Raw genomic sequence first — 20,740 nt, 5'->3', positions numbered from 1 at the left:
CCGGGCATGCGGGCGGCCGCCCGGGCGTTCGCCGCCACGCCGGCCCCGCTGCTGCGCTGGGGCGTCGCTCAGTTCGACCCCGACGTGCGGGCGCCGCTCGTCATCGGCAACACCGTCGTCTCGAGCGTCGACAGGGGGGCCGCCGACCTGAGCTTCGGAGGCGCGCCGGTCGTGGTCACCACCGGGTTCCCCGAACTCTCGCCGATGGTGGGACTGGCCCACGGTGTGCACGGCATCGGCGACACCATCGCCGTCAGCGTGCATGCCGCCGAGTCGGCGATCGGGGACGTCGACGCCTACACGGCCCGGCTGGCCGCGGCGCTGGGCTGAGAGGCGCGCAGCGATGCGATCCCCACGTCGAGCGCGGCCTCCAGGTAGCTCAGGTCGCCGGTGCTGAGCAGCACCGACACCCCGCCCTGGATGCCGGCCAGCAGGGCCGCAGCGGCACGCTGCGGATCCACCGACGCGGCGATCTTGTTCTGCGCCTGCATCGTCCGTACGCCGGCCTCGATCTCCATCCGCCAGCGGTCGATCAGCGTCGCCGTCACCGCGTGCGCGCCGGGCGTGCGGCCGATCTCGGACATCACCGTGGACAGCGGACACATCCGGCCCTGCCTGCGGTACCGCTCGACCACCACGTCGCGCCAACGCTGCCAGGCCGCCCACGACGTCAGCCTGCTCAGATGCGGCTGCTGGTCGGACAGCACCCGGTCGGCCTTCTGCGCGGCGACGGCGAGCAGCAGTTCTTCCTTGCCGCCCGGGAAATAGTGGAACAGCTGACTCTTCGAGGTCGCGGTGCGAGCCAGCACGTCGTCGAGCGTGGTGGCGACCGCACCGCTGAGGCGGATCTCGGCTGCGGCGCCGTCGATGATCCGCTGCCGGGTGGCGCGTCCCTTCGCGGTGAATTTCTGGACTTGCGGGTCCATTTTCATCGGCGCAGTGTCGGACTCATGAGCACAAACGATACGCGGCTTGCGGGCCGCACCGCGCTGGTCACCGGCTCCACCGGTGGCCTCGGAACAGCCATCGCACGGGCGCTCGCCGACGCCGGTGCCTTCGTCGTCGTGTCCGGCCGCAACAAGCAACGTGGCGACGCGGTCGTCGCCGAAATCCGCACCGCAGGAGGCGAAGCAACCTTCGTCACGGCCGATCTGAGCGGGGGAGCGGAGTCCGTCCAAGCGCTGGCCGAGCACGCCGTCGCTGCCGCGGGCGGCCGGCTCGACATCCTCGTCAACAACGCCGCGACCCTGTTGATGCCGAAGCCGACGTCCGACATCACCGAGCATGAACTGCGGGAGGTGTTCGGCGTCAACGTGTTCGCACCGCTTCTGCTGACCGGATTGCTCGCGCCCGCGATGGCCGAGCGCGGTGAGGGCGCGGTCGTCAACATCGGATCCAACACGGGCCTGCGCGGCAGCGCCGGTTCGGCCGTGTACTCGGGCAGCAAGGCGATCGCCCACTCCTTCACCAAGTCGTGGGCCGACGAGTACGGGCCGTCGGGGGTTCGGGTCAACGCCGTGGCGCCCGGACCGATCGCCACCGAACGCGCGGTGGAGTTCGCCGAGCACGTCGGGCCGATGCTGGCGCGCATCCCTTCGCGGCGGATGAGCACCCCCGAAGAGGTCGCCGCCGCGGTGGTGTTCCTCGCCGCCGACGACGCGTCGAACATCCACGGCGCTGTGCTGTCCATCGACGGGGGGTGGGCAGCCGTGTGACAGATGCCCTAGATTCTGTTACGTGGATGCCTACGATTTCGTCCTTCTGGTGCTGCGCGTCGTGCTCGGCCTGACCATGGCCGCCCACGGCTACAACAAGTTCTTCGGCGGTGGGCGCATCCCCGGCACCGCGGGCTGGTTCGAGAGCATCGGCATGAAGCCGGGCACGTTCCACGCCCGGGTGGCCGCCAGCACGGAGATGGCCGCGGGCATCGGCCTTGCCGTCGGGCTGCTCACCCCGGTGCCTGCCGCAGGGTTCGTGGCGCTGATGCTGGTCGCCGCCTGGACGGTGCACCGCCACAACGGCTTCTTCATCGTCAAGGAAGGCTGGGAGTACAACCTGGTCCTGGCCGTGACGGCCGTCGCGATCGCCGGAATCGGCGCGGGCAAGCTGAGCCTGGACTACGTGCTGTTCCACGGCACCCCCGTCTGGGATTACGTGCAGGGCTGGGGCGGCCTGGCCGTCGCGGTGGTCCTCGGCCTGGCCGGCGGCATCGGGCAGCTGGCGATCTTCTTCCGGCCGCCCGCCAAGACCGCGGGCTGATCCCGGCCCGGCGCGAGCCGGCGATGCGACGGTCATCGGACCAAGTGGGACCACGGGACTAGAACACGTTCTAATCTGTCCGGCATGGGTTTTCTCAAACAGGACGCGCCCGTCGTCGACTATGCCGAATGGAGCAAGGGCACCCGCGCCGAGAGGATCGTGCCGATGGCCCGGCACTGGGCCGAGGTCGGCTTCGGCACGCCGGGCGTGCTGCACCTGTTCTACGTCGTCAAGATCCTGCTGTATGTGCTGGTCGCCTGGCTGATCGTGCTCAGCACCGACGGCATCGACGGGTTCACCGCCGTGGCCACGTGGTACGCCGAGCCGATCGTCTTCCAGAAGGTCGTGCTGTACACGATGCTTTTCGAGGTGGTCGGCCTCGGCTGCGGCTTCGGACCGCTCAACAACCGGTTCTTCCCGCCGATGGGCTCCATTCTGTACTGGCTGCGGCCGAAGACCATTCGTCTGCCACCGTGGCCCGATCGCATCCCGCTGACCAAGGGCGACAGCCGCACCCCGTTCGACGTCGCGGTCTACGGCGCGCTGCAGGTGATGCTGGTGGTCGCGCTGTTCTCCGACGGCACCGGTCCCATCCCGGAACTCGGCACCGAGGTCGGCGTGCTGCCGATCTGGCAGACCGCGGCCGTGCTGGGCCTGCTCGCCGTCATCGGCCTGCGCGACAAGGTGATCTTCCTGGCCGCCCGCGGCGAGGTGTACGCCTCCCTCGCGGTGTGCTTCCTGTTCAGCGGCGCCGACATCATCATCGCCGCCAAGCTGGTGTGCCTGGTCATCTGGCTGGGGGCGGCGACGTCGAAACTCAACAAGCACTTCCCGTTCGTCATCTCGACGATGATGAGCAACAACCCGGTGTTCCGCCCGCGCTGGATCAAGCGCAGGTTCTTCGAGCACTTCCCCGACGACCTGCGGCCGGGCCGGGCCTCGCGCTGGCTCGCCCACTTCAGCACCGCCGTCGAGGGACTCGTACCGCTGGTGCTGTTCTTCAGCCACGGCGGCTGGGCCGGTGCGATCGCGGCGTTCATCATGCTGGTGTTCCACTTCGGCATCCTGTCGTCGATCCCGATGGGGGTGCCGCTGGAGTGGAACGTCTTCATGATGTTCAGCGTGCTGGCGTTGTTCGTCGGCCATGCCGGCATCGGCCTGAGCGACCTGCAGAGTCCATGGCCGATCGTGCTCTTCGCCGTCGTCGCCGGCACCGTCGTGCTGGGGAACCTGTTCCCGCGCAAGGTGTCCTTCCTGCCCGGCATGCGGTACTACGCGGGCAACTGGGACACCACGCTGTGGTGTGTGAAGCCGTCGGCGGCCGAGAAGATCACCGCAGGCCTCGTCGCGATCGCCGCCATGCCCGCCGCGCAGATGGAGAAGTACTACGGCAGCAAGGAGACCGCGGAGATGTACCTCTACATGGGGTACGCGTTCCGGTCGTTCAACAGCCACGGCCGGGCCATGTTCGCACTGGCGCACCGCGCCATGGCCGGGCACAACGAGGACGACTACGTGCTGACCGACGGCGAGCGCATCTGCAGCACGGCGATCGGGTGGAACTTCGGCGACGGCCACATGCACAACGAGCAGCTGATCGCCGCCATGCAGAAGCGGTGCCACTTCGAACCGGGCGAGGTCAGGGTCGTTCTCATCGACGGCCAGCCCATCCACCGGCAGCGCCAGGAGTACCGACTGGTCGACGCGGCCACCGGCGAGTTCGAACGCGGCTACGTGGAGGTGGCCGACCTGGTGACGCGGCAACCGTGGGACGACACCGCGCCGGTGCACGTCACGTGGCAGAAGGACGGCGCCGACGCTACGTGATCTGAGCTTGACACCCCAGCACGTCGGGGGTGATCCGCAAGCTCCTCACCCCATCACGTCGCGGACCTTGACCGTCTCCAGTCCCTGCAGCAGCAGGCCCCGGGCCGTGTCGAGGTGCTTGCGCCAGTGCGCCTCGGCGGCCGCGCCGTCACCCGAGCGCATCAACTGCAACAGCCGGCGGTAGGACCGCATCAGCTTCTCGTAGTCGGCCTTCGACGGCGGATTGCTCTCGCTCATCGCGAAGGCGGTGTGGCGCACCGTGATCTCGTGCAGCATGCCCGCCATGATGTTGAGCGTCGCGTTGCCCGACAGCTCGACCATCCGGCGGTGGAACTCGCCGGTGGTCTCGGCCAGCCGGCCGGTGTCCCAGCCGATCGGCACGTCCTCGGCCAGCGTCCGTTCCAGTTCGTCGTAGGCGGCGGTGTCACCGGCCTCGGTGAGCAGCCGCACGGCCATCGGCTCGATGCCCGACCGGGCCGTCATCACGTCGGCGATCGTCGCGCCGCTCAGTTCGAGCAGCAGCCCCGCGGGCCGGGCGACGATCTCCGCCCCGGGGACGCGCACCCTGGCTCCGGTGCGCGAACCGCGGCGCACCTCGACCAGGCGCTCGGACTCGAGCACGCGGACGGCCTCGCGCAGCGTCGGGCGGCTGACGCCGAAGTGACTCATCAGCTCGGCCTCGTTCGGCAGGAAGTCGCCGTCCTTGAGCTGACCGTCGACCACCATCCGGCGCAGCGTCCCCGCCACCAGCTCGGCGGTCTTGGGGGAGCGCACGGTGTTCCCCGACATCACGGCACTCGCCCCCATCATCGGAGCCAGTGGTGTGGTTCGAGGCACGCGTTCTCTTTCGGTTCGGTGTTTGACCTGGTAAGCAGGCCAGCTGTACAACTCAGTAAACCATGTGCGGCCGGGCGGCGGGCGCGAGTCCGACTCTACCAACCAGTAGGTTGACCTAGTAAACCTACTCGTCTACCTTCGGTGGCAAGCTCATCAGGGCCCTGCCCGGGCTCCCAGGTCGCGTTCAAAGGAGAACTTCCATGGCTGAAGCCGTCATCGTCGAGGCCGTGCGGTCGCCCGTCGGCAAGCGCAACGGCGGTCTGTCGGGGGTGCACCCCGCCGAACTCTCCGCGCAGGTGCTCAACGGCCTCGTCGAGCGCGCCGGCGTGGACCCGGCACTGGTCGACGACGTCATCTGGGGCTGTGTCATGCAGGCCGGCGAGCAGGCGCTCGACATCGCCCGCACGGCGCTGCTGACGGCCGGCTGGCCCGAGTCGGTGCCCGGTGTGACCGTGGACCGCCAGTGCGGGTCGAGCCAGCAGTCGGTGCACTTCGCCGCCGCAGGCGTGGTCGCCGGCCACTACGACGTCGTCGTCGCCGGTGGTGTCGAGGCCATGTCGCGCACACCGATGGGCGCATCGCTGGCCAGTGGTGGCAACCCGTACCCGCAGGGCTTCAAGGACCGCTACCAGCAGACCCCGAACCAGGGGATCGGCGCCGAGATGATCGCCGAGCAGTGGGGTCTCGACCGCGCGACGCTCGACCAGTTCTCTCTCGACTCGCACGAGAAGGCCGCCGCTGCGCAGGATTCCGGCGCGTTCGACGACCAGATCGTGGCGATCAAGGACCAGGACGGCAACCCGGTGCTCAAGGACGAGGGCATCCGTCGCGGCACCACCCTCGAGAAGATGGGTCAGCTCAAGCCGGCGTTCAAGGAAGACGGCGTGATCCACGCCGGCAACTCCTCGCAGATCTCCGACGGATCGGCGGCGCTGCTGTTCATGTCCGCCGAGAAGGCCAAGGAGCTCGGCCTCAAGCCGCTGGCCAAGGTGCACACCGCGGTGCTGGCGGGCGCCGACCCGGTGATCATGCTGACCGCCCCGATCCCGGCCACCCAGAAGGCGCTCAAGCGATCGGGCCTGACCATCGACCAGATCGGCGCGTTCGAGGTCAACGAGGCCTTCGCTCCCGTGCCGCTGGCCTGGCTCAAGGACATCGGCGCCGACGAGAAGAACCTCAACCCCAACGGCGGCGCGATCGCGCTGGGTCACCCGCTCGGCGGTTCGGGTGCGCGCATCATGACCACGCTGCTGTACCACATGCGGGACAAGGGAATTCAGTACGGCCTGCAGACCATGTGCGAGGGCGGCGGCCAGGCCAACGCCACCATCCTCGAGCTGCTGTGACAGGAGCCGACACCACGACGGCCCCCGGCGCCCTCGTCGAGCGCCGGGGCAGCGTCATGGTCATCACCATCAACCGGCCGGAGGCGCGCAACGCCATCAACTCGGCCGTGTCGATCGCCCTGGGCGACGCACTCGAGCAGGCTCAGCAGGATCCGGATGTCCGGGTGGTCGTGGTCACGGGGGCGGGTGACAAATCCTTCTGTGCAGGAGCCGATCTCAAGGCGCTGTCGCGGGGCGAGAACATCGGTCACCCCGACCGGCCCGCTTGGGGCTTCGCCGGATACGTCCGCCACTTCATCGACAAGCCGACGATCGCCGCGGTCAACGGCACTGCGCTCGGCGGTGGCACCGAGCTCGCACTCGCGAGCGATCTCGTCGTCGCCGGTGAGAGTGCCAAATTCGGTCTGCCGGAGGTCAAGCGGGGACTGATAGCGGCCGCGGGCGGGGTGTTCCGTCTCGTCGAGCAGATCCCGCGCAAGGTCGCGCTGCAGATGATGTTCACCGGAGAACCGATCACCTCGGCCGAGGCGCTGAAGTGGGGCCTGATCAACGAGGTGGTGCCCGACGGCGAGGAAGGCGCAGTGCTCGACGCCGCGCTGGCACTGGCCGAACGGATCACCGTCAACGCTCCGCTGGCCGTGCAGGCCAGCAAGAGGGTCGCCGTCGGCGCCGACGACCGCGTCGTGGCAGACGACGAGCCCGGCTGGACACGCACGAGGCGCGAAGTCGCCGTCGTCTTCAGCTCCGAGGACGCCAAAGAAGGACCGCTGGCCTTCGCGCAGAAGCGCGAGCCAGTATGGAAAGCCAAGTGAGGAAACAACAATGAAGAGAACGATCTACGACGCCGAGCACGAGGCCTTCCGCGACACCGTGCGAGGCTACATCGACAGTGAACTCGTCCCGAACGCCGAGAAGTGGGAGGCCGACCGCCTCGTGGACCGGTCCGCCTACGTGGCGGCGGGCAAGCACGGGCTGATCGGGTTCAACATGCCCGAGGAGTTCGGCGGCGGCGGCACCGACGACTTCCGGTTCAACGCGATCATCGACGAGGAGATCGCCAAGTCCGGCGTACCCGCACCCGCACTGAGCCTGCACAACGACGTCGTCGGCCCGTACTTCAAGGACCTGACCAACGACGAGCAGAAGCAACGCTGGCTGCCCGGCATCACCAGCGGCGAGACCATCATCGCGGTCGCGATGACCGAACCGGGCGCGGGCAGCGACCTGGCCGGCATCCGCACCTCGGCGGTCCGGGACGGTGACGACTGGATCGTCAACGGCTCCAAGACCTTCATCTCGTCGGGCATCAACTGCGACCTGTGCGTCGTGGTCGCCCGCACCGACCCGGAGGCCGGGCACAAGGGCTTCTCGCTGCTGGTCGTCGAGCGCGACATGCCCGGCTTCACCCGTGGCCGCAAGCTCGACAAGATGGGCCTGCATGCCCAGGACACCTCCGAGCTGCACTTCGAGAATGTGCGGGTGCCGAACGCCAACGTGCTCGGCAAGGAGGGCCGCGGCTTCTACCACCTGATGACGAACCTGCCGTCCGAGCGGCTCTCGATCGCCATCTCCGCGATCGCGGGCGCACGCGAAACCTGGCGGCAGACACTGCAGTACGCGAAGGACCGCAAGGCGTTCGGGCAGTCCATCGGCAGCTTCCAGCACAACCGGTTCCTGTTGGCCGAGATGGACACCGAGCTCGACGTCACCGAGCAGTACATCGACCGCTGCCTGCAGGGTGTCGTCGACGGCGAGCTGACCGCGGTCGAGGCCGCCAAGGCGAAGTGGTGGGCCACCGAGGTGGCCAAGAAGGTCGTCGACCGGTGTGTGCAGCTACACGGTGGCTACGGCTACATGATGGAGTACCGCGTCGCGCGCGACTACGTCGACGGACGCATCCAGACGATCTTCGGTGGCACCACCGAGATCATGAAGGAGATCATCGGCCGCGATCTCGGCCTGTAGCCAACGAATTCGGCGCGCTCACGTTCGTTCACCGAACGCGAGCGCGCCGAAATCTATGAACAGCTAGCCGATCGGCGCGTCCGCGGCGGGCATCTCCGCCGGCAGGGGCGTCGTCGGGGTCGTCGTGGTGGTGGTGCTGGTCGGCGACTTCGGCGTCGGGGTGAGCGCCTCCGGCGGGGCGGCCGGGTCGAGCACCGTGTCGATCAGGTAGATCCGCGCGTTCTGGGCGGGGATGCCGCCGCAGATCACCTTGGCGGTGTCGTTGACCTTGATGTCGCCGTTGGTGCCCTCGACCTTGATCTCGGCGCCCTGCTGGGTGGGCCGCTGACCCTTCACGTCGGCGGGGCCGAGCAGGCCGAGGAAGACGTGGTAGTAGTCCAGGTCCGTCAGCGCGTTCGCGTTCGTCTTGAGGTTCTCGAGCTGCTCGGGCGGCAGCTTCGCGAACGCCTCGTCGGTCGGCGCGAAGACGACGTATGGGCCGTTGTCGAGCACCCCGGTGATGTTGACGGCGGGGTTCAGCTGACCCGACACCGCGGAGTTGAAGGTCTTGATCTCCGGGATCTGCGCCAGCACCTGGCTGACGGGCTGGGCGGCGTAGTTCTTCCAGTTGGTGTTCGTGGCCCGGAACGGGTCGCAGTCGCCCTCGAGATTGGGCAGCGGGTTCTCCACCGGCTTGGACGGCGTCGGTTCGGGTTGCGCGTAGGCATTGACCGCCAACGGCAGCGACAGGGCGATGGCCGCGGTTCCCACGGCCGCGCCCAGTGCTCTACTGGTGCGAGTCTTCACGTCAGGCTCCTCAGCTCGTCAGAACGCCCTCCCCGATGGGCGGAGATGTCCGGCCACCGGTGCGGCGCCGTCTCGTAGGGTAAAGCCACGAATTGGTAACGGCCAAGTCGAGGTCGAGGGTCGGCGGCCTGCGGCGAGCGCCGAAACACGCTCTGAGCACGGGTTCGGGCGATCGTTACGTCGGATGTGTCACAGTCCGCCGGATACCGAGGCACAGCAGCGCCGCCACCCCGCACAGCCCGGCCGCCAGGAAGAACGCGGTGTCGTAGTCGCCGTTCAGGTCGCGCAGCCAGCCCGCACCGGCCGCCGCGACGGCGGCGCCCAGCTGGTGGGAGGCGAACACCCAGCCGAAGACCACCGGTGTGCGGGCGCCGAAGTACTCGCGGCACAGCACGATCGTCGGTGGCACGGTGGCCACCCAGTCCAGGCCGTAGAAGATGACGAACACCCAGGTGCCCGGCTCGGTGTGCGGCGCGAGCAGCGACGGCAGCAGCAGCAGCGACACCCCTCGCCCGGTGTAGTAGACGACCAGCAGCAAGCGCGGGTCCACCCGGTCGGTCAGCCAGCCGGAGAACACCGTGCCCGCGACGTCGAGCACGCCGATCGTGGCCAGCAGCCCGGCCGCCACGGTGGTGGGCATGCCGTGGTCGTTGGCCGCCGGGATGAAGTGGGTGCCGATCAGGCCGTTGGTCGTCATGCCGCAGATCGCGAAGCTCGACGCGAGCAGCCAGAATGCCGGCACCCGCGCACCGATCGCCAGCCCCTCGAACGCCGCGCGGAATCCGCTCGCCGGGACCGGCGCCGGCGGTGCCGGAGCGGTCGCGCCGTACGGCAGCAGACCCTTGTCCTGCGGTGCGTTGCGCATGAACGCGACGACCAGCGGCACCACCGCGAGGGCGGCCCCAGCCACGATCAGCGACGCCCACCGCCAGCCGTGCGTCGTGGTCACGGCCGCGACGAGCGGCAAGAAGACCAGTTGGCCCGTTGCGCTCGCGGCGGTCAGCACGCCCGTGACGAGGCCGCGGCGGGCGTCGAACCAACGGGTGGCCACGGTGGCGACGAAGCCCATCGAGATCGCACCGGTGCCGACGCCGACCAGCACGCCCCACAGCAGCACCAGCTGCCAGCTCGCCGTCATCGTCACGGAAAGCGCCGAACCGGTCGCGATGAGCAGCAGCGCGCCGGTCAGCACGGGTCGCACACCGAGGCGGTCCATCAGCGCGGCCGCGAACGGCGCCGTCAGTCCGAACAGCGTCATGTTCACCGACATGGCCAGGCCGACGGTGCCGTGCGTCCAGCCGAACTCCTGGTGCAGCGGATTCATCATCACGCCCGGCACCGAGCGGAAGCCTGCGGCGCCCAGCAGGGCGACGAAGCTGACCGCCGCGACCACCCACGCCCAGTGGACGCGGCTGCCCGTGCCGGGTCGAGCTGTGACAGTCACCGAATCACTCTGACCCGCACGGCAGGGGGCCGACCAGTGGCAAGAAGGACACTATTCGTCAAAAACATGCCAACATGAACAGGTGCACCGGATCGCCGTCCTGCTGCTGCCGCCCGTGATCGGATTCGACGCCGCCATCGCGCCGACGCTGTTCGGCGCCGCCGCCGGCCCCGGTGGCGAACCCCTCTACGAGGTGACCACCTGCGGCCTCACGGCCGACCCGGTGCCGTCGACCACGGGGTTCGCCGTCCTCCCGACGGCGGGTCCGGAGGCGCTCGCCACCGCGGACACCGTGGTGATCCCCGGCACGCGTTACGCGCCTGCCAGGGTCGACGGAGTGCTGCCGCCCACGGCGAGGCAGGCGCTTGCGGCCATCCCGCCCGGGGCCCGCCTGGTGTCGATCTGCACCGGTGCGTTCGTGCTCGCGGCGGCGGGCCTGCTCGACGGGCGTCCGGCGACCACCCACTGGCAGCACGCCGACGAGCTGCGGCGGCTGTATCCGGCCGTGCACGTCGACGAGAACGTGCTCTACGTCGACGACGGCGACGTGCTCACCTCCGCCGGCCTGGCCGCAGGCATCGACCTGTGCCTGCACGTCATCCGCACCGACCACGGCGCCGCGGTCGCCAATGCGGTGGCCCGGCACTGCGTGGTCCCGCCGTGGCGCGAAGGCGGGCAGGCGCAGTTCATCGAACCGCGCCACGACGACACCGCGGCCGGCGGAGGAGTCTCGACGGCGGCCACCCGCGAGTGGGCGCTGCGCCGGCTCGACGAGCCGCTGACCCTGCAGCGCCTCGCCCGGCACGCGCACATGAGCCCGCGCACGTTCATCCGCCGCTTCCGCGAGGAGACCGGGCAGGCTCCCGGCGCATGGGTGCGCGGCCGGCGCGTCGACCGTGCCCGCGAACTGCTCGAGTCCGAGGATCTGCCCGTCGACGAGGTGGCCCGGCTGTCGGGGCTCGGGACGGGTGGAAACCTGCGGCACCATCTGCGCCGCGGCGTCGGGATGTCACCGACCGGCTACCGCAAGGTCTTTCGGGGTTCCTGACCACGTCACCGCGATCGGCTCCTACGATGTCGCCCATGTCGCAGCCGCTGATCCTGGCCCTACGCGGGCACGCCCCGAAGCTGCACGCCGAGTCGTGGGTCGCCCCGAACGCCGCCGTGATCGGCCAGGTGACGCTCGCGGCCAGGGCCAGCGTCTGGTACGGCGCCACGCTGCGCGCCGAGGTGGAGCCGATCGAGATCGGGTTCGGATCCAACATCCAGGACGGCGTCACCGTGCACTGCGACCCGGAGTTCCCGGTGTGCATCGGCACGGCGGTGAGCGTCGGCCACAACGCCGTGCTGCACGGTTGCACCATCGAGGATGGCTGCCTGATCGGCATGGGCGCCGTGATCCTCAACGGCGCACACATCGGCGCCGGCTCTCTGGTGGCCGCCAGTGCGCTGATCCCGCAGGGTGCGGTCATCCCGCCCCGGTCCCTGGTGACGGGAGTGCCGGGCAAGGTGCGGCGCGAGCTCAGCGACGCCGAGGTCGCCGCCAACCGCTACAACGCCGAGGTCTACCAGCGGCTCATCGACCACCACCGCGGGGCCACCGTGGTCGGCCCGGCGCCCGAATAGCCGCCGATCCTCGGCCGGCGCAACGGTTCTCGCGGCCGCGGCGCGTGCTGTGTGCCGCGTCACAGTGAGCCGCCGCACCTCAGGGTTCCCGACGCTGCGCTCCGGGTACAGGCCTACGGTGAGCAACATGCGGATCCTGGTCACCGGCGCCACCGGCTACGTCGGATCGCGACTGGTGAGCGCCCTCGTCGAGCGCGGTGACAAGGTCGTGGCCGCCACCCGCAACCCCGACCGGCTGGCGACGTTCGGCTGGCACGCCGACGTGACCGGCGTCTCCCTCGACGCCGGAGATCCGGCATCGGTCAAGCAGGCACTCGCCGACGCCGGGCCGATCGACGTCATCTACTACCTCGTGCACGGCATCGGCCAGCCCGACTTCCGCGACGCCGACAACCGCGCCGCCGCCAACGTCGCGGCCGCCGCCCGGGACGCAGGCGTCAAGCGGATCGTCTACCTCGGCGGCTTCGTCCCGACCGACGACACACTGTCCGAGCATCTGGCCAGCCGCGCCGAGGTCGCCGAGGCGCTGAGCATCGAGGGTGGCGCCGACGTCGTGTGGCTCGGCGCGGCGATCATCATCGGCGCCGGATCGACCTCCTTCGAGATGCTGCGCTACGTCGGTGACCGGTTCCTCGTCATCCCGCTGCCGAAGTGGGCGGCCAATCCGATCGACCCAATCTCGATCCGCGACGCGCTGCACTACCTGGTGGCCGCCGCCGACACCGACCGGGTTCCCGCCGGCGCCTACGACATCTCCGGTCCGGAGACCACGACCTACGGCGAACTGCTGACGAAGTACGCGCACATCGCCGGCAAGTGGCGGGCGCCGCTTCCGGTCCGCGGCATCGACACCTCGATCGTCTCCAAGGTCACCGGCCTGGTGCTGCCCGTGCCGGGCGGACTGGCTGCCGATCTCGTTGAGTCCCTTGACCATCCGATGACGGCGTCCGGCGACGGGCTGCGCGACCTGGTGCCCGACCCGCCGGGCGGACTCACCTCGGTCGACGAGGCGATCACGCTTTCGCTGGCCAGGCAACGACCACGCCCGGTCAACGCGCTCGCCGACGTCCACCACCTGGCCGACACCGATCCGGACTGGGCCGGTGGAGACGTCCAGCGGATCACCCAACTGATCCGCCCGTTCACCCTGCCGATCGCGCGGCCGGCGCTCGGGCTGCTCGGCGCCGTACCCGGACCGGTGGCCGCGGCGGTGCGCACCGGCCTGGACACCGTCATCGGCCTTGCCCCGAAGGTGGGCCACTGATGACCGAGGTGTCGACGAAGTCGTGTGACGAACGCAGCGGCTTCTTCTCCGAGGCACGCCGCATCCTCACCGGCACGGCCGAACCGCACAACGAGGGGCCGGCCACCATCCGCCGCAGACGGATCTTCGTGGCCATCTTCGTCGTCGGCGGGTTCGTGCTGCTGGGGTATTCGCTGCGGCTGCCCCCTGGCGACCCGGCGTTCTACTGGTTCACGATGGGGCTGGCGGCGTGGTGGACCGTGGGCGCCTTCGTCTCCGGCCCGGTTCACCTGGGCCGCATCTGTTTCCGCGGACGCAACCAACGGCCCGTGATCACCGGAACCGCGATCGGCCTGGTACTCGGCGGCGCATTCGTGGTCGGCGGCCTGGTCGCGCGTGAGATCCCTGCCGTGCGCGACTACATCGTCCAGGTGCTCGAATTCGCGAACCAGGGTTCACTGCCGGTGATCGTCGCGATCACCGTCATCAACGGCCTGGCCGAGGAGATCTTCTTCCGCGGCTCGATGTACTCCTCACTGGGCAAACGGAACAACGGCTGGTTCGCGTTCATCGTCACGACGCTCGTCTACGTCATCGTCACCGGCGTCAGCACGCAGAACCCGATGCTGGCGTTCGCGGCCATCATCCTCGGCACCATCTGCGCGTTCGAACGCCGCGCGACCGGCGGCGTGCTCGCCCCGATGCTGACCCACTTCTTCTGGGGCCTGGTGATGGTGCTCGCGCTTCCGCCGATCTTCGGCGTCTAACGCAGCGGGTTCGCCACCTCGTCGCGCGGCATCCGGGCCGCGAGCACCGCGACCACCGCCAGCAGCACGGGCACCACACCGGAGACCAAGAAGATGGTCTGCATCGACACCACCTTCGACAGCGGGCCGACGACCGCGAACGACAGCGGCATGAATGCCAGCGACACGAAGAAGTCCAGGCTCGAGACCCGGCCGAGCATGTGCCGGGGCACCCGCCGCTGCAGCACCGTGCCCCAGATGACCAGTCCCGCACCGTCGGTCACGCCGATGACGAAGGTCGCCGCCGCCATCACGGGGAAGGACGAAGTGGTGCCGATGACGATGAGCGGGATCGACCCGACGCTCCACATCGCCATCATCACGGTGAGGTAGCGCCGCGGCAGCCGCCGCGAGGACACCGCGAGCGCACCGATCGCGCTGCCCACTCCGAAAAATGCCAGCACGAAGCCGTACATGCGGGCGCCTTCGGTGAATCGGTCTGCGATGACGAAGGGCAGCAGCACCTCGATCGGACCGAGCACCACGAGCACGAACAGGCTCGCGAACAACAGCGTCCACAGCAGCCACGGCGTGGCGACCATGAAGACGAAGCCGTCGCGCAGGTCGCGCAGCATCCGCGGCTTCTCGCCGACGGATTCCTCGACGGCCCGGGTCGCCGGGCGCGTCGCGATCAGCAGCAGCAGGCCAAGCCCGAACAGTCCCGCGACCACGACGGCGCCGACCGACGGGAACGTCGCGCCGACCACCAGACCGGCGACTGCCGGGCCGACCGAGCGCTGGAACACCGGCCGCACCACACCCTCGACGCCGTTGGCCGCGAGCAGCTGCTCGGCGGGCAGGATCCGCGGCAGGATGGCGCTGTAGGCGGGGAAGAAGAATGCGGCCGCGATGCCCAGAACGGCGGCGGCCACCGCGAGGTGCCAGATCCGCAGTGTGCCGAGCAGTCCCAGCGCCGCGACCGTCGCGACGGCTGCGAAGTTGACGGCCGCGACGGCGATGATGATGGCGCGCTGACTGATTCGGTCGGCCGCGATCCCGCCGACCAACACGAACGCCACCAGTCCGCCTGCCAGGCAGGTCGCGACCAGCGACAGCGACGCAGGATCGTTGTCGATCGCGATGACCTGCAGCGCCATCACGACCGTCCACATGCCCTCGGCGAAGATGGACAGTGAGACCGCCGCGATCAGCAGGCGGTACTCGCGGGAACGGAAGGGTGCGAGCACGCGCCAGCCGCCGGCCGGCGCCGGCTGCTCGAGATCGAAGTGGGTGCTCACACGCTCGATGGTCGCCGACCGGATAGCCCTCGGTCCAACGATTTTCGGGCGGAGGTGACCTCAGCTGTCGGTGAACTCCGCCGACCGGCGCTGCTGGAAGGCCCTTGTGCCCTCGCGGAAGTCGTGCGAACCGAGCAGCTGGAGCTGGCCTTCGCTCTCCCGGTCGAAGGCGCCCTCGAGCTCGGTGAGCGTGGCGGCGTTGATCGCCTGCTTGGTCTTGCGCAGGGCGACAGCGGGGCCTGCCACCAGGATCGCCAGCACCCGGTCGACCTCGGTCTCGAAGTCGTCGGCGGGGTAGACACCGCTGACGAGTCCGAATTCGTGGGCCTCGGTGGCGGAGAGCCGCTCGGCCAGCAGCGCCATCCGCATCGCGCGGATCCGGCCGATCGCGGCGGCCACCAGCGCCGAGGCGCCGCCATCGGGCATCAGCCCGATCTTGGTGAAGGCGAGCAGGAAGAACGCCTTCTCCGACGCGAGGACGATGTCGCAGGCCAGCGCCAGCGACACGCCGACGCCCGCCGCGGGTCCGTGCACGGCGGCGACCACCGGTTTGGGCAGCGCCACGATCGCGGCCACCGCGCGGTTGGCGGCGTCGAGCACCGCTTTGGCGTCGTGGCCGTCGGCGGTCTGGTCGTTCTCGCTGATGCCTGCGCCGGAACTGAAGCCGCGGCCGGCGCCGCCGAGGCGCACCACCCGAACCGCCGGATCGGCGGCCGCCTGGGTCAGGACCTCGGCGATGCCGTCGAGCATCTCCGCGGTCAGCGAATTGAGGCTGTCCGGCCTGTTCAGCGTGACCGTCAGGACGCCGTCGCGCAGGACGACCGTGAGGTCGTCGAGGCTTAGATACGTTTCGGTTGAGGTCATATCGGCACCAGTCCCGGTAGGCGTTTCGACGAGTCGACGACCCGCGATCACTGCAGAAGGTTATACAAGTAAGCTATGTCGGCGGTCAACCACAGGTGAAGGGCGGTAAGCATGGCGGGTCCACTGCAGGGATTGCGTGTCGTCGAGTTGGCCGGTATCGGCCCGGGGCCACATGCCGCGATGATCCTCGGCGATCTGGGCGCCGACGTCGTGCGCGTCGAACGGCCGGGCAAGGGCCCGGGCATCCCGACCAAGGGCCGCGACCATCTGCTCCGCAACCGGCGGTCGGTCTCCGCCGACCTCAAGAGCGACGAGGGTCGCGATCTGGTGCTGCGGCTGATCGCGAAGGCCGACGTGCTGATCGAGGGCTTCCGGCCCGGCGTCACCGAACGTCTCGGGCTCGGGCCCGACGACTGCACCAAGGTCAACGACCGGCTCATCTACGGGCGCATGACCGGCTGGGGGCAGACCGGCCCGCGCAGTCAGCGGTCCGGCCACGACATCAACTACATCTCCCTCAACGGCGTGCTGCACGCCGTCGGCCGCGCGGGTGAGCGGCCGGTGCCGCCGCTCAACCTGGTCGGCGACTTCGGCGGCGGGTCGATGTTCCTGCTCGTCGGCATCCTCTCGGCACTCTGGGAGCGGGAACGCTCGGGCAAGGGCCAGGTTGTGGACGCGGCGATGGTCGACGGCTCCAGCGTGCTGGCACAGATGATGTGGGCGTTCCGGTCGATGGGGATGTGGAGCGACGAGCGCGGCGTGAACATGCTCGACACCGGCGCGCCGTACTACGACACCTACGAGACCGCGGACGGCAAATACGTGGCGGTGGGCGCGATCGAACCGCAGTTCTACGCCGAACTGCTGGCGAAACTCGGCCTCGACGGCGCCGACCTGCCCGACCAGAACGACATGGGGCGCTGGGCCGAACTGCGCGAGGTGTTCACCACGGCTTTCGCCGCCCATGACCGCGATCACTGGGCGAAGGTGTTCGCCGACAGCGACGCGTGCGTCACGCCGGTGCTGAGCTTCGCCGAGGTCGAGGACGAACCGCACAACACCGAACGCGACACGTTTTACCGCGAGGACGGCTCGCTGTACCCGGCGCCCGCCCCGCGGTTCTCGCGCACCGCACCGGATCTGCCGAAGGCGCCGGGAGCGCCGGGAGCGGACACCGAATCCGTGCTGAACGACTGGGTATAGTCCCCAACCAACCAGTAGGTCGGCGGCGCTGGCCGGCCGGAGAGGAAGTACATCAGTGGAGATCAAAGACGCCGTAGCCGTCGTCACCGGCGGGGCATCGGGCCTGGGCCTTGCGACGACCAAGCGACTGCTCGACGCGGGCGCACAGGTGGTGGTGCTGGACCTGCGAGGCGAGGAGGCCGTCGCCGACCTCGGTGACCGCGCCACCTTCGTCGAGACCAACGTGACCGACGAGGCCGCCGTCACCAAGGCGCTCGACGTCGCCGAGTCGCTGGGCCCGGTGCGCATCAACGTGAACTGCGCGGGCATCGGCAGCGCGATCAAGACCCTCGGCAAGGAGGGGCCCTTCCCGCTCGACGTGTTCAAGAAGACCATCGAGGTCAACCTGATCGGCACGTTCAACGTGCTGCGGCTGAGCGCGGAGCGGATCGCCAAGACCGAGCCGCTCGCCGGCAAGAACGGCGACGAGCGCGGCGTGATCGTCAACACCGCGTCGGTCGCCGCGTTCGAGGGCCAGATCGGCCAGGCCGCGTACTCGGCGTCCAAGGGCGGCGTCGTCGGTATGACGCTGCCGATCGCGCGCGACCTGTCGCGCAGCCTCATCCGGGTGTGCACCATCGCCCCGGGTCTGTTCAAGACGCCGCTGCTGGGTTCGCTGCCCGAGGAGGCGCAGAAGTCGCTCGGACAGCAGGTGCCGCACCCCGCCCGCCTCGGCGACCCCGACGAGTACGGCGCGCTGGCCGTGCACATCGTGGAGAACCCGATGCTCAACGGCGAGGTCATCCGCCTCGACGGCGCCATCCGCATGGCCCCGAGGTGACCCCATGACCCTCAACACGAAGTTCACCGAGACCTTCGGGATCGAACATCCCATCGTGCAGGGCGGGATGCAGTGGGTGGGTCGCGCCGAGCTGGTGGCGGCCGTCGCCAATGCCGGGGCGCTGGGCTTCCTGACCGCGCTGACCCAGCCGACGCCCGCGGACCTCGCCAAGGAGATCGACAAGACCCGCGAGCTCACCGACAAGCCGTTCGGCGTCAACCTGACGATCCTGCCGACGATCAACCCGCCGCCCTATGACGAGTACCGCCAGGTGATCGTCGACGCCGGCATCAAGATCGTCGAGACCGCGGGATCCAACCCGGCGCCGCATCTTCCGATGTTCCACGACAACGGCATCAAGGTGCTGCACAAGTGCACGTCGGTGCGGCACGCGGTCAAGGCGCAGAGCCTCGGTGTCGACGGCATCAGCATCGACGGCTTCGAGTGCGCCGGCCATCCCGGCGAGGACGACATCCCGGGCCTGATCCTGATCCCGGCGGCGGCGGCGAAGATCGACATCCCGATGATCGCCTCGGGCGGGTTCGCCGACTCCCGCGGCCTGGTGGCGGCACTGGCGCTGGGCGCCGACGGCATCAACATGGGGTCGCGGTTCATGTGCACCGTCGAGTCGTCGATCCACCAGAACGTCAAGGAAGCCATCGTCGCGGGCACCGAGCTCGACACCGAGCTGATCTTCCGGCCGCTGCGCAACACCGCCCGGGTGGCCAGCAACGCGGTGTCACGCGAGGTGGTCGAGATCCTCAACAACGGTGGCCAGTTCCCCGACGTCCAGGATCTGGTGGCCGGCGTGCGCGGCAACAAGGTCTACGAGCTCGGCGACCTCGACGCAGGCATCTGGTCGGTGGGCACGTCGATGGGGCTGATCAACGACATCCCGACCTGCGGAGAACTGGTGTCGCGGATGGTAGCGGAGGCCGAGGAGCTGATCACCGCCCGGTTGGCGGGGATGGTGACCGCGGGCCAGGAAGAAAAAGTGCCCGCCTGAGGCGCCGTGGGTCATCGTGAGATGACCGGAGGCGCCCCGGCGGGCAGCAAAGGCTGACGGGTGACACGCGCGCCGATCAGGCGCGCGTGGTCACACGGCTTGGGCCAGGTCGTCCAGCTGCTCCGAGGTGTCGCCCTCTACGAGGAAGTCCCCGTGGTAGAGCGCCTCGAAGTCGACCTTGATGACATCGGCACTGGTGTCGTCGATCCACATGACACTGACTGTATGGGTCACCATTAAGAGTTCATTGAGTCACGGTTCGGAAAATGGTGGCAATCCTACTTCTCGGTAGGTTTCTAGCCAGTAGGTGTCGTGAGGTGGATCGGGTTGGTGCCGTTGAGTGCGATCCAGGTCACGATGGCGACGACGAAGGCGGCCGCCAGCAGGCCGACGGCGATCCGCACCGGCCAGACGGTACGACCCCGAAGCCTGGCGTCCAGCGAGTAGGCGCCGGCGCCGGCGAACAGCAGCGCGACGGCGCCGAGACCGATCATGAACGGCGCGTTGAACGGGTCCGACCAGAACGCGGCGCCGGAGACGTTGACGGCCCACGCGTCGATCATCGCCGCGACCACCGCGAATGCGGCCAGCTGCGTCAGCACGCCGAGGATCAGCGCGATGCCGCCGAGCGTCTCCGACGCGGTCACCATGAATGCCGCCAGCTCGGGCAGCCGCCAGCCGCCGGCTTCCATGTAGCCCGCGGTCGTGGGGAAGTCCAGTGCCTTGCGCAGGCCCGCCTGCAGCATCGCCGCGCCGACACCGAGGCGCAGGATCAGCAGCGCGATGTTGGCGGAGGCGTCGGTGGTCGCAGGTGTCGCGGTGGGTGCGGTGCTCTCAGTGGCGGTGTTCATGATCAGTCAGACTGCCGCAGCCCGCGATAGTCATCGCCGCGGGGTCACCACGAGCTCAGACGGGCGTCGACATCGGTGCTGAGCCGCGCGACCGGGATGCCGGCCCGGGCGCACACCTCGCTGACGACCTCCGGGGTGTCGGCGGTGAACACGCCGTAGAGCACCTCGTCGGTCGGCACGGCCAAGGTCAGCAGTAGTTGCACCGACTTGCCCTCAGCCGCCATCGAGGCGGTCGCCGCATCCAGCTCGCCCAGGAGGTCCTCGACGGCAGGCCGGGTCATCTCGGGCCGGTACCACTCGGCGAGGAAACAGCAGAGGTGCGGTGCGGCGGCGGCCATAGCGCTCAAGTTATCGCCGGGCCGCGGCGATCGAATCGGGCGTTTCCCTAATCCTGCCGAGGGTGCTTTCGATCGAAAGAACCCTGGTCGGAGGCCTCCGAGCCACCCATGAGCCGGCCAAGTTCGGCGCGCGACCGGATTCCCAGCTTTCGGTAGACGCGCCCCAGATTGTGCTCGACGGTCTTCGGGCTGATGAACAGCGCGGCAGCGACATCCTTGTTGGTCATCCCCGAGGCGGCCAGTTCGGCGACGCGCCGTTCGGACGGCGTGAGCGCGGCCTG

Annotated in this window: 23 protein-coding genes and 1 pseudogene; 14 read left to right on the top strand and 10 right to left on the bottom strand. The window is 69.2% G+C overall.

Annotation, left to right across the window (positions count from 1 at the left end; genetic code table 11):
* A pseudogene (locus tag Q2100_RS19480) lies at nucleotides 1-330 on the top strand (DUF1298 domain-containing protein); the annotation flags it as partial.
* On the opposite strand, the gene Q2100_RS19475 reads toward Q2100_RS19480, so the two are convergent.
* Nucleotides 297-926, bottom strand: coding sequence for a TetR/AcrR family transcriptional regulator (locus Q2100_RS19475; RefSeq protein WP_302915378.1), 630 nt, complete (start codon nucleotides 924-926; stop codon nucleotides 297-299). The pseudogene Q2100_RS19480 and the gene Q2100_RS19475 overlap by 34 nt on opposite strands.
* Nucleotides 927-950: 24 nt before the next feature.
* On the opposite strand from Q2100_RS19475, the gene Q2100_RS19470 reads away from it, so the two are divergent.
* From Q2100_RS19470 to Q2100_RS19460, 3 genes are all read left to right on the top strand, one after another.
* Nucleotides 951-1,715 (top strand): SDR family NAD(P)-dependent oxidoreductase, encoded by a 765-nt coding sequence (locus tag Q2100_RS19470; RefSeq protein WP_302915377.1) that lies wholly within the window; start codon nucleotides 951-953, stop codon nucleotides 1,713-1,715.
* Between the two features lie 22 nt (nucleotides 1,716-1,737).
* Entirely contained in the window at nucleotides 1,738-2,259 is a 522-nt protein-coding gene (locus tag Q2100_RS19465) for a DoxX family protein (RefSeq protein WP_302915376.1), read from the top strand.
* 84 nt (nucleotides 2,260-2,343) lie between these two features.
* On the top strand, nucleotides 2,344-4,086 hold the full coding sequence (locus Q2100_RS19460; RefSeq protein ID WP_302915375.1) for a DUF3556 domain-containing protein: 1,743 nt from the start codon (nucleotides 2,344-2,346) through the stop codon (nucleotides 4,084-4,086).
* 45 nt (nucleotides 4,087-4,131) lie between these two features.
* Here Q2100_RS19460 and Q2100_RS19455 read toward each other — a convergent pair whose 3' ends face one another.
* Nucleotides 4,132-4,923 carry a FadR/GntR family transcriptional regulator gene (locus Q2100_RS19455; RefSeq protein ID WP_264011314.1) on the bottom strand — a complete coding sequence of 264 codons (792 nt, stop codon included), beginning with the start codon at nucleotides 4,921-4,923 and terminating at the stop codon, nucleotides 4,132-4,134.
* 200 nt (nucleotides 4,924-5,123) lie between these two features.
* Here Q2100_RS19455 and Q2100_RS19450 point away from each other — a divergent pair, with 200 nt between their 5' ends.
* Genes Q2100_RS19450 through Q2100_RS19440 form a run of 3 tightly spaced genes read left to right on the top strand, consistent with a single transcriptional unit; the run spans nucleotide 5,124 to nucleotide 8,234 of the window.
* The gene (locus Q2100_RS19450; protein ID WP_269892386.1) at nucleotides 5,124-6,269 is read left to right on the top strand and encodes a thiolase family protein; all 1,146 of its coding nucleotides are present in this window, start codon (nucleotides 5,124-5,126) and stop codon (nucleotides 6,267-6,269) included.
* Nucleotides 6,266-7,081, top strand: a complete 816-nt coding sequence (locus tag Q2100_RS19445; RefSeq protein ID WP_302915374.1) for a crotonase/enoyl-CoA hydratase family protein — start codon at nucleotides 6,266-6,268, stop codon at nucleotides 7,079-7,081. Before Q2100_RS19450 ends, Q2100_RS19445 begins: the two co-directional genes overlap by 4 nt.
* Before the next feature lie 10 nt (nucleotides 7,082-7,091).
* Nucleotides 7,092-8,234, top strand: a complete 1,143-nt coding sequence (locus Q2100_RS19440; RefSeq protein WP_264011311.1) for an acyl-CoA dehydrogenase family protein — start codon at nucleotides 7,092-7,094, stop codon at nucleotides 8,232-8,234.
* A 63-nt stretch (nucleotides 8,235-8,297) separates the two neighbouring features.
* On the opposite strand, the gene Q2100_RS19435 is transcribed toward Q2100_RS19440, so the two are convergent.
* Entirely contained in the window at nucleotides 8,298-9,020 is a 723-nt protein-coding gene (locus Q2100_RS19435; protein WP_264011310.1) for a fasciclin domain-containing protein, read from the bottom strand.
* A 175-nt stretch (nucleotides 9,021-9,195) separates the two neighbouring features.
* Nucleotides 9,196-10,464, bottom strand: a complete 1,269-nt coding sequence (locus Q2100_RS19430; protein ID WP_302915373.1) for an MFS transporter — start codon at nucleotides 10,462-10,464, stop codon at nucleotides 9,196-9,198.
* 82 nt (nucleotides 10,465-10,546) lie between these two features.
* On the opposite strand from Q2100_RS19430, the gene Q2100_RS19425 reads away from it, so the two are divergent.
* From Q2100_RS19425 to Q2100_RS19410, 4 genes are all read left to right on the top strand, one after another.
* Nucleotides 10,547-11,512, top strand: coding sequence for a GlxA family transcriptional regulator (locus Q2100_RS19425; protein WP_302915372.1), 966 nt, complete (start codon nucleotides 10,547-10,549; stop codon nucleotides 11,510-11,512).
* 35 nt (nucleotides 11,513-11,547) lie between these two features.
* The gene (locus Q2100_RS19420) at nucleotides 11,548-12,090 is read left to right on the top strand and encodes a gamma carbonic anhydrase family protein (protein WP_302915371.1); all 543 of its coding nucleotides are present in this window, start codon (nucleotides 11,548-11,550) and stop codon (nucleotides 12,088-12,090) included.
* A 118-nt stretch (nucleotides 12,091-12,208) separates the two neighbouring features.
* Nucleotides 12,209-13,354, top strand: coding sequence for an NAD(P)H-binding protein (locus Q2100_RS19415; protein ID WP_264011306.1), 1,146 nt, complete (start codon nucleotides 12,209-12,211; stop codon nucleotides 13,352-13,354).
* The gene (locus Q2100_RS19410; RefSeq protein ID WP_264011305.1) at nucleotides 13,354-14,100 is read left to right on the top strand and encodes a CPBP family intramembrane glutamic endopeptidase; all 747 of its coding nucleotides are present in this window, start codon (nucleotides 13,354-13,356) and stop codon (nucleotides 14,098-14,100) included. The genes Q2100_RS19415 and Q2100_RS19410 overlap by 1 nt, the downstream gene beginning before the upstream one ends.
* On the opposite strand, the gene tet(V) is transcribed toward Q2100_RS19410, so the two are convergent.
* Nucleotides 14,097-15,377 carry a tetracycline efflux MFS transporter Tet(V) gene (gene tet(V) / locus Q2100_RS19405; RefSeq protein ID WP_302915370.1) on the bottom strand — a complete coding sequence of 427 codons (1,281 nt, stop codon included), beginning with the start codon at nucleotides 15,375-15,377 and terminating at the stop codon, nucleotides 14,097-14,099. The genes Q2100_RS19410 and tet(V) overlap by 4 nt on opposite strands.
* Nucleotides 15,378-15,437: 60 nt before the next feature.
* A complete protein-coding gene (locus tag Q2100_RS19400) occupies nucleotides 15,438-16,241 on the bottom strand; it encodes an enoyl-CoA hydratase (RefSeq protein ID WP_302915369.1) in 804 nt (267 codons plus the stop codon).
* A 111-nt stretch (nucleotides 16,242-16,352) separates the two neighbouring features.
* On the opposite strand from Q2100_RS19400, the gene Q2100_RS19395 reads away from it, so the two are divergent.
* Genes Q2100_RS19395 through Q2100_RS19385 form a run of 3 tightly spaced genes read left to right on the top strand, consistent with a single transcriptional unit; the run spans nucleotide 16,353 to nucleotide 19,270 of the window.
* Nucleotides 16,353-17,444 (top strand): CaiB/BaiF CoA transferase family protein, encoded by a 1,092-nt coding sequence (locus Q2100_RS19395; protein WP_302915368.1) that lies wholly within the window; start codon nucleotides 16,353-16,355, stop codon nucleotides 17,442-17,444.
* A 55-nt stretch (nucleotides 17,445-17,499) separates the two neighbouring features.
* Nucleotides 17,500-18,264, top strand: a complete 765-nt coding sequence (locus Q2100_RS19390; protein ID WP_264011301.1) for a 3-hydroxyacyl-CoA dehydrogenase — start codon at nucleotides 17,500-17,502, stop codon at nucleotides 18,262-18,264.
* Between the two features lie 4 nt (nucleotides 18,265-18,268).
* Entirely contained in the window at nucleotides 18,269-19,270 is a 1,002-nt protein-coding gene (locus Q2100_RS19385; RefSeq protein WP_302915367.1) for an NAD(P)H-dependent flavin oxidoreductase, read from the top strand.
* Between the two features lie 90 nt (nucleotides 19,271-19,360).
* Here Q2100_RS19385 and Q2100_RS19380 read toward each other — a convergent pair whose 3' ends face one another.
* The 4 genes from Q2100_RS19380 to Q2100_RS19365 all read right to left on the bottom strand — a co-directional run.
* A complete protein-coding gene (locus Q2100_RS19380) occupies nucleotides 19,361-19,483 on the bottom strand; it encodes a hypothetical protein (protein WP_264011340.1) in 123 nt (40 codons plus the stop codon).
* Nucleotides 19,484-19,566: 83 nt separating this feature from the next.
* On the bottom strand, nucleotides 19,567-20,121 hold the full coding sequence (locus tag Q2100_RS19375; protein WP_264011299.1) for a DoxX family protein: 555 nt from the start codon (nucleotides 20,119-20,121) through the stop codon (nucleotides 19,567-19,569).
* A 44-nt stretch (nucleotides 20,122-20,165) separates the two neighbouring features.
* The gene (locus Q2100_RS19370) at nucleotides 20,166-20,459 is read right to left on the bottom strand and encodes a hypothetical protein (RefSeq protein ID WP_264011298.1); all 294 of its coding nucleotides are present in this window, start codon (nucleotides 20,457-20,459) and stop codon (nucleotides 20,166-20,168) included.
* Between the two features lie 47 nt (nucleotides 20,460-20,506).
* Nucleotides 20,507-20,740 (bottom strand): helix-turn-helix domain-containing protein (locus tag Q2100_RS19365; protein ID WP_302915366.1); only part of this gene is annotated, 234 nt, incomplete at its 5' end.

It is taken from the genome of Mycolicibacterium arseniciresistens, from assembly GCF_030519285.1.
In the GTDB taxonomy this organism is placed as follows: domain Bacteria; phylum Actinomycetota; class Actinomycetes; order Mycobacteriales; family Mycobacteriaceae; genus Mycobacterium; species Mycobacterium arseniciresistens.
This window is presented reverse-complemented; position numbering and strand designations above follow the sequence as displayed.